Raw genomic sequence first — 2,358 nt, 5'->3', positions numbered from 1 at the left:
CTGATGTGATCTCAACACGGTCACTCTCGATTTTCATCCGAGCCCCACGACCATATCCACCTTGTCGACGTTTGAGCTCTTTATTAATATCCTCTTCAGATAAAGGAAGTCCTGCCGGGACCCCCTCGATGATGGCTGTTAATCGAGGACCGTGGGACTCTCCTGCTGTTAAATATCTCATACGACCTTATTCCTTTCTTTCTAAAAAGTCCTTCATTTCTTTAAGAGGGATTTGATGAACCGCAGCTTGCCCCAACTCTGGAACAATCACTAATTTCAAGCTAGTTCCACGCGCTTTTTTGTCATGGGTCAAGGCTTGATAAAGGGCTTCTTTATCCCAGTTCTCATAGGCCACCGGAAGTCCAAATTTCCTACACATTTCTTCGATTTGTTGGCTGATTCCCTTTGGCATCAAGTCCTTTTCTTCTGCAACTCGTGACAGCTGCACCATGCCCATACTAACGGCTTCCCCATGCATGACCTGTCCATAACCCGCTGTCGCTTCAATGGCATGACCAATGGTATGCCCAAAATTGAGATACAGTCGAATCCCATTGTCCAGCTCATCTGCCACCACATGGTCACGCTTCACCAGACAAGAATGAGAAATAATGCTCTCTGCATGCTCTAAAATACTTTCGACAGAGCCATCCATAGCTTCCAACTCTTGCCAAAGTTCCGTATCTTGGATGAGACCGTACTTGATGACCTCCCCCATTCCTTCGATTAATTCACGGTGTCCCAAAGTGCTCAACACTTCAGGATCAATGAACACACCGTCCGGTTGGGCAAAGGTGCCCACCATGTTTTTGGCAAATGCTGTGTTGACTCCAGTCTTTCCACCGATAGAAGAGTCCACCTGGGCGGTTAAGCTAGTCGGAATCTGAACAAAGGAAATTCCCCGCATATAAGTCGAGGCCGCAAAGCCAGCCAAATCACCAACTACGCCACCCCCAAGAGCAACAATTCCATCACTGCGCGTCATGCCCTGGGTAGCTAGAAAGTCATAAACTTTTGAAACAGTGGTCAAATTCTTACTGGCTTCGCCTTCAAGAAACTCAAAGCGCACCACTTGAAAACCAGCTTTCTCAAGGCTATTCTCTACAATAGCTGCATATAGCTTAGCCACGCGGTTATCGGAAATGATAGCGACTTTTTTATCACCCCAAAGAGTGCGCAGCCAGTCTCCAACCTGGTTGAGACCACCTCTTTCAATCACAATCTCATAGGAATGTCCTGGAATAGGTACCGATACGTTCATAGGAATCTCCTTCGTGTTATTCTTTCATTCTATCTTATCATGAAATAAGGCACATGTCTCAAACAAAATGAAAAAGAGACTAGAGCAAGACTGTTTTTTAAAAATCAGTTCTTGTTCTAATCTCATAAAGCTTTTTCAATAGGAAAAGGTAAAACCCTCTCTTAGTCACATACAAATTGGTGATATTCTGTTTTCAATGCTTCCCACACAGACTCCGTAGGAAATACTTTCCCAGTCATCAATTCAAAGGCTGCTTCAGCTTGATAAAAGAGCATTCCCAACCCATTTACCCTCTGGTTTCCTTGATTCACTGCTAATTGCAAAAAGGGGGTCACTGCCGGATAGTAGGCCATCTCTACGATTAAGGCATGTGGGGGAAACGTCAAGTGACTCGCTATCGGAAGAGACTGACCATCCATCCCAACACCAGTGGCATTTAAGATGAGATCGGCTTGATGAAAGGAGCTTTGAACGTCTTCATTTTTCTCAATCGCATACAATTCTATCAAGAAATCAAAGCCATCTTCAATCAACTGAACGATTGAACGATAATGAACCAATCTCTCCTCTCTCACAAAGACAAGGATTCGTTTTACACCTAGATGAATCGCCTGTGCAATAATCGCTAAAGCTGCACCACCTGCACCTAAGAGAACCATTGTTTTTCCCTTAATGGAGAAAGCTGGAGGTAAACTACGAAAGAAACCAATCCCATCCGTATTATAGCCCTTAAGCTTGCCATCACGGTGAACGATAGTATTGACAGAGCCGATCTTTAGAGCCATCTCATCCACTTCATCTAAATAAGGAAAGACCTTTTGCTTAAAAGGCATGGAAATATTGGCCCCAATCATATCTAACTTGCGAATTTGGCTGACAGTGCTTTCTAAATCTTCTTCAGCAATATCCCAAGCCAAGTAAGCAGCATTGGTCGCTGTTAGTTCATAAGCAAGATTATGGATAAAGGGGGAGATACTATGGCGGATAGGATGAGCAATGACTGCTGCCATCCGAGTGTAGCCATCAATCTTCATTTAATAATTCCCGAATTCTTCGCATATTTTCAAGAGGGATTTGACCAGGCGCACTTCCTTCTC

3 protein-coding genes and 1 pseudogene are annotated in these 2,358 nt (G+C 44.1%); all 4 read right to left on the bottom strand.

All coding sequences use genetic code 11. From position 1 onward, the window contains the following. The coding region (locus tag SPADD19_RS05660; RefSeq protein WP_128861590.1) for a chorismate synthase at window positions 1-181 on the bottom strand (181 nt) is incomplete at its 3' end. Between the two features lie 6 nt (window positions 182-187). Next, entirely contained in the window at window positions 188-1,261 is a 1,074-nt protein-coding gene (gene aroB / locus SPADD19_RS05655) for a 3-dehydroquinate synthase (RefSeq protein WP_061455476.1), read from the bottom strand. Window positions 1,262-1,422: 161 nt separating this feature from the next. Further along, complete coding sequence (gene aroE / locus SPADD19_RS05650; protein WP_061455475.1) at window positions 1,423-2,295, bottom strand: shikimate dehydrogenase; 873 nt, start codon at window positions 2,293-2,295, stop codon at window positions 1,423-1,425. Continuing rightward, window positions 2,285-2,358: pseudogene (gene aroD, locus SPADD19_RS12645) on the bottom strand (type I 3-dehydroquinate dehydratase); the annotation flags it as partial. The gene aroE and the pseudogene aroD, both read right to left, overlap by 11 nt.

Origin of the sequence: Streptococcus parasanguinis, assembly GCF_001578955.1 — a bacterium.
Taxonomy (GTDB): Bacteria; Bacillota; Bacilli; order Lactobacillales; family Streptococcaceae; genus Streptococcus; species Streptococcus parasanguinis_U.
This window is presented reverse-complemented; position numbering and strand designations above follow the sequence as displayed.

Excerpts from the sequence above, each read along its gene's own strand:
- aroE (WP_061455475.1), bottom strand. The coding sequence starts at position 2,295 with ATGAAGATTGATGGCTACACTCGGATGGCAGCAGTCATTGCTCATCCT.
- aroB (WP_061455476.1), bottom strand. The coding sequence starts at position 1,261 with ATGAACGTATCGGTACCTATTCCAGGACATTCCTATGAGATTGTGATT.